The following is a 5,166-nucleotide window of genomic DNA, read 5'->3' as shown; positions in this document are numbered from 1 at the left end:
CTACCCGCCCTCCCCGCGTCCCCCGCCGAGGCGGAGGACCAGCCCACCGGCCGCCGGGCCCGCCGCGTCGCCCCGCCGGAGCCGGGGCCGGGGCTCGCGCCCGCGCTGCCGGAGGCATCCGCACCGCAGCCGAACACGCCGGAGCAGGCCGCGCCGGGCAACGGCCGCCGTGCGCGCCGGGCCACCTCGCAGGCCCCGGCCGCACCGGCGCTCCCCGCGCTGCCGGCCGCACCCCCGCCCCCCGCCGCACCCGCGGCCACCGCCCCGGTGACCGAGTGGCCGGAGGCCCAGGGGTCCGCCCGGCGTCCGCGCGGCATCGTCGAGAGCACCCCGCGCCCGTCGGCGATCGTCGACCCGCGGCGGCTTCCGCCGCCCGCCCCGGCGGCGCGGCCGGAACCGCCGGCCGCCGAACCGCCGATGATCCCCGAGCAGGCGCAGCGCGCTCCGCAACCGCAGCCGATCGCGCCGGCGCAGGTTCAGCCGCAGCCCGTCGTCCCGCCCCAGGCCCCCGCGCCGGCGCAGGTGCAGCCGCAGCCTCAGCCCGAGGCGCAGGCCGCCCAGGACGGCGGCGGTTCGCAGAACCGGGCGATCAGTGTGCGGACCCTCGGTCAGGGCGTCGCCTTCGCCCAGCAGATCAGCGAGCAGGTCGCCCAGCCGGTGGGCGGCTCCGGGCGGCGCCGCAAGCTGGCCGCCCCCGCGGAGCCCGAGCCGGCGCAGGCGGCGACGACCGCGACGACCGCGACTCCCGTGGCACCCGCCGCGCCCGCACCGGTTTCCGCGCCCGTCAACGGCACGGAGACCCCCGGCCGGGCGTACGCCATAGGCGCGCCCACGGAGGCCACCGAGGGCCCTGAGCCGCTCGACGGCCCCAACGGCGCCGTCGACGTCACCGAGGAGGGCACGCACGGGCCCGAGGCCGTCCTGGACGAGCCGCGCCGACTGCTGGTCTGGCCCGAGCCGGACGTCGCCACCCGCCAGGCACTGACCGACCGCGGCTACCGACCGGTCATCGTCCGCTCGCGTGAGGAGGTCGACGCACAGGTCGCCGAGCCGCCCGCCGCGCTCTTCGTGGACCCGCTCACCGGGCCGATCACCCGCACCGCCCTGCAGTCGCTGCGTCAGGCGGCGGCGCAGGCCGACGTGCCGGTGCTCGTCACGGCCGGCCTCGGGCAGGCGACCCGCGAGGCCGCGTACGGGGCAGACCCCGCCGTGCTCCTCAAGGCGCTGGCGCCGCGGGACAGCGAGCAGCACCCGCCGCGGGTGCTGCTGATCGAGGCCCACACACCGATCGCGCAGGCCTTCACCGCGACGCTGGAGCGGCGCGGGATGCATGTCGCGCACGCCCAGTCCGAGGCGGACGCGATGACGCTCGCGGCGCAGATGCACCCGAACCTCGTGGTGATGGACCTGATGCTCATCCGGCGCAGGCGGCAGGGGATCATCGACTGGCTCCGGGCGAACGGCCGGCTGGAGCGCACACCGCTGGTCGTCTACACCGCGGTCGACATCGATCCCGCGGAGCTGCCGCGGCTGACGTCCGGCGAGACGGTCCTCTTCCTCGCGGAACGTTCGACCAGCGCGGACGCCCAGGGACGCATCGTCGACATGCTCGGCAAGATCGGGTCCTGAGGCCCGCTGCCGGCCGCTTTGCTCCCCTGCCGAACGGAGAGGAGCGTCCGGCAGCGAAGCCCACCACGTACGCCGGGCGCCCCCGGGTGCGCCCCGGGAGCCCGGTCCTGTGTACGCATGCCTGCGGGGCGGCAAGTGGTCAGACGAGCTTGGTGACGTCCAGCTCTCCCGCCGCGTACTGGCCGCGGATCACCTTCTTGTCGAACTTGCCGACGGAGGTCTTCGGCACCGCCGGGACGACGGCCCAGCGCTCGGGCAGCTGCCAGCGGGCGATGCGTTCGGCAAGGAAGGCGCGCAGTTCCTCGTAGCCGACCGTGCTGCCGTCCCTGAGGACGACCGTGGCGAGCGGCCGTTCGCCCCAGCGCTCGTCGGGGACGGCCACCACCGCGGCCTCGGCGACGTCAGGGTGGGCCATGAGGGCGTTCTCCAGTTCGCTGAGTGTGTGAAACTTCCACCATGACAACGACAACCGCACAGAAGCCCAGTTCAGCGCATGCGTTCTACTACCCGCCGGTTGCGCCCCCGCCCGCCAACTGGCCGCGCGCTGTCATCTACTGCCGACAGTCAAAGCTGAACGAGGACGGCTCTAGCGCGTCCCCGCTCATGCAGCGCGACGCCGGGGAAGGGCTGTGCCAGGCACGCCAGTACAACCCCGTCGCGTGCTTCACGGACGCGGGCAAGTCCGGTTGGGACCCGTCCATCGTCCGGCCCGGTTTCGAAGAAATGATGAGCTGGGTCCGTGAGGGTAAGTGCGATGTGGTGGTGATCTACACCCTGTCGCGTCTCACTCGGCAAGGCGCACTTGAGGCCATGCAGATTGAGGACGAGATGCGTAAGCACGGCGTCGCGCTGGTGTCCGTCCGTGAGCCGTATCTCGACACGTCGGACCCGGCGGGCACCGGCATTTTCGCGATCATCGCCGGTCTGGCCAAGCAGGAGTCTGACGGTAAGTCGGAGTACATCAAGAACACCCGCGAACTTGCGCGGAAGGTTGGCGGGCATCTCGCCGGTAGCGCGCCGTACGGCTTCGCCACATCCAAGGAGAAGACAGCCGAGGGTGTCTCTTGGGTGAAGCTGGTGGCCGAGGAGAGCGAAGCGGCCACGATCCGACTCATGCACAAGCTGGCACTTGAGGGCCGGACAACGGGAATGATCGCTAAGGAACTCAACGAACGGAAGGTTCCGTCTCCGGCGCAGCGTGGCACCCACAAGGGCCGCAAGTACAAGAACCTGAAAAGCGATGTTCCGGCCGTGGCCGAGCATTGGGCGAGCACGCAGGTTCAGCGGGTGTTGCGTGATCCTCGCATCGCGGGCATGGCCGCCGACAAGCTGACCGGCTCTTACAACTTCGCTATCCGGCGGGGCGAGGACGGACAGCCGTTGCACGTTCACGAACCGATCATCTCTCCGGCCGAGTGGTACGTACTCCAGGAAGCAATGGGCAAGTCCGGCCGCCGACTCCGCGAGGCACCACACGGGGCAACCGCGTTGCTGTCCGGCTGGTCGTTCCTGGTCTGCGAGTGCGAGGCGAACATGACGGCCGCTCGCACCGGCACGGACGGGAAACGAACCTCGTACCGGTGTAGCCGGTCCGCAGAGGCGCGACGGCTCATGAGCGGGCACACGGCGAACGTCGTCCTGCAAGACGCCGTAGACGACCACGTAGCGCGAACCGTGTACGCCCGCATGACGAACATGGACCTTGATGACCCGGACGACGCGGAACTGATCGCAGAGACGGCCCGCCGCTTCGCCCTGCAAATCGACACGTCCGGCGTTTCGCGCGAACTCAAGGAACTTCAGGCACAGTTGTCGCACACCGAAGAATCACTGGCGCAGATCTACGCCGACCAGCGCGCCGGACTCTACGCGGGCAAGGTGGGACGCGCGGCGTTCACCGAGGCCGTCACGGCCATGCAGGGCACCGAGGAGTCATGCCGGGCACGAATTGCCGAACTTGAGGCCCACCAGACAACGGCTATCGCCCTGCCCATCGATGAATGGTTCGAGCCGGGCACGGACCCGATCGGCCCCACTTCCGTTTGGCACGGCTGGAGCTTGCAGGAACGGCGGGAATTCCTCTCGCTGTGGGTCGACTCCGTGACCGTGCACTGCCCGCCGGACCGGAAGCGGCGGCCGGTGTCCGAGCGCCTGACCGTCAATTGGGCCCGGCCCCAGGAAGACGCGTGAGCATCCCTCAGCCCCTCAGGGCTCCGGTTGGGAAAGATCCCGGCCGGGGCCCTTCGCTATGCCCGCTGACACGCCCCAGAAGGCCCCTGAGTGCCCCTGTGGCGGCCTGACACCCCCGCCGCTGCGGTTCGCCGTCGCCGGTCCAGGTCGTGACCTGCGACCGGCCGTGCACCGTCGAGCCGCGGGTCAGGATCCAGGGGCATTGCGTGATTGGGATTGGTCCGGTTCGCCGGTCTCGTGAGTGACGTGGCGTCATGTCCGTTGTGGGGCAAGGGGCCCGGGAGAGCAGAGCAGGCACGGTGCCGGTGATCATGTGGTTGTCGAGACCCATGAGAACCGAGCGAGACCGTGCCTGCCCGAACATCATCGCCCATCCCTTCCGCACTGGAGAAACTGGGTTCCCCGACTGATCCCCTCACCTCAAGCGATGTCGCTGACCTGCGGCGTTTCCTGATCCTGGTCGCCGATCCCCGCGATGCGCGAGGACTGCGGTATCCGGCCCTCGCGTTGCTGTGCGCAGCCGTCTCGGCGGTGTTGACCGGGGCTCGCTCGCTCATCGCGATCAGCGAGTGGATCACGGATGCCCCGCAGCATGTGCTGGGCGTCCTCGGCTTCGCTGCTGATCCACTTACCGGTCTGCGGCCGGTGCCGCACGCCGCAACCGTGCGCCGCCTGCTGCAGCGGGTGGACGGTGACGCGCTGGACGCGGCGATCAGCGCGTATCTGCGGGCCAGAACGCCGCCCCCGGTCGAACCGGAGGCGGAGAGAGGGCCGGTGCGACGGGTGGTCGCGGTCGACGGCAAGGTGGTCCGCGGATCGCGAACCCGGGCGGCCGCGGCGATCCAGCTGCTGGCGGCGATGGACCACCACGGCGTGGTCCTGGCCCAGCGGCAGGTTGCTTCCAAGAGCAACGAGATCCCCTCCTTCGCGCCGTTGCTGGACGGTCTCGAGCTGGAGAACACGGTGGTGACCGCCGACGCCCTGCACACCCAGCACGACCACGGGGCCTATCTGACCAGTCGCGGCGCGCACTACGTGGCCGTCGTGAAGAAGAACCATCCGGGCCTGTATGCCCAGGTCAGGAAGCTGCCCTGGCGTGACATCCCGCTCGGGCACCGCACTCGCGACCACGCCCACCACCGCGACGAGATCCGCCGGCTCAAGGTCGCCGCGTTCAGCCACCTCGACTACCCCGGCGCCCGCCAGGCGATCCAAGTCGTACGGTGGCGACGCGACTTGAGCACCGGGAAGCTGACCATCGAGCGCGTCTACCTGATTACCAGCCTGAGCGTCTTCGACGCCACCTGCACCGAGCTCGCCACCTGGATCAGAGGCCACTGGGGTATC

3 protein-coding genes and 1 pseudogene are annotated in these 5,166 nt (G+C 70.7%); 3 read left to right on the top strand and 1 reads right to left on the bottom strand.

What is annotated here, in order from left to right; all coding sequences use genetic code 11:
- On the top strand, positions 1–1,629 hold a 1,629-nt coding region (locus tag AC3ET4_RS30180), incomplete at its 5' end, for a response regulator transcription factor (RefSeq protein ID WP_488175981.1).
- Between the two features lie 139 nt (positions 1,630–1,768).
- Here AC3ET4_RS30180 and AC3ET4_RS30175 read toward each other — a convergent pair.
- Positions 1,769–2,062: pseudogene (locus AC3ET4_RS30175) on the bottom strand (AMP-binding enzyme); the annotation flags it as partial.
- Between the two features lie 23 nt (positions 2,063–2,085).
- Between AC3ET4_RS30175 and AC3ET4_RS30170 the strand changes: the two are divergent.
- Positions 2,086–3,819, top strand: a complete 1,734-nt coding sequence (locus tag AC3ET4_RS30170) for a recombinase family protein (RefSeq protein WP_431955050.1) — start codon at positions 2,086–2,088, stop codon at positions 3,817–3,819.
- Between the two features lie 348 nt (positions 3,820–4,167).
- On the top strand, positions 4,168–5,166 hold a 999-nt coding region (locus AC3ET4_RS30165; RefSeq protein ID WP_431955048.1), incomplete at its 3' end, for an ISAs1 family transposase.

This window comes from Actinacidiphila sp. bgisy167 (assembly GCF_057707665.1).
This window is presented reverse-complemented; position numbering and strand designations above follow the sequence as displayed.